Annotated in this window: 1 pseudogene; it reads left to right on the forward strand. The window is 54.4% G+C overall.

Going from position 1 to position 471, the window contains the following annotated elements:
• Positions 1-20 precede the first annotated feature (20 nt).
• Positions 21-471, forward strand: a pseudogene (locus tag ACUXUR_RS26830) (AraC family transcriptional regulator); the annotation flags it as partial.

Genomic DNA, 471 nt, shown 5'->3' on the forward strand with positions numbered 1-471 from the left:
TTAAGCTATGTGGTAGGTCCATGAGCCAACACATTCCCACGGCCATGCCACGGAACCCGCAGGACAGAGATCAGGCAGTGCAACCTCAGGTCCCGCAGAGCAGCCAGATCGTCGATCAGGTCTGGCATTCCAAAAGGCTCGATGAACTTGAGAATGCGCTAAATGTGCAGGTCTCTCCGCAGAGGTTTGTGAACGCCTCGGCCGGAGATCACGCTGAAGGAATGCTCGCTTTCCGAGGCCAAGGCCACTTCGGGATCTTCCGTACCCGGATCGGGCGTGAGATTGATATTATCTTAGAGCCTGAGGAGGGAGACAATCGGATTGCTTTCGTCATGGCTGCGTCGGGAACGGGGGAGTTCCTCTTAAACGGCAAAGAGTTTTCTCACTCGGCAGACCAGGCGGTTATCATGACATCCGGCTCGGAACGAGCATTGAGGTTTGCTCAGAGAACAGAGACGAGGGTTTTTTTAA

It is taken from the genome of Microvirga medicaginis, from assembly GCF_052658925.1.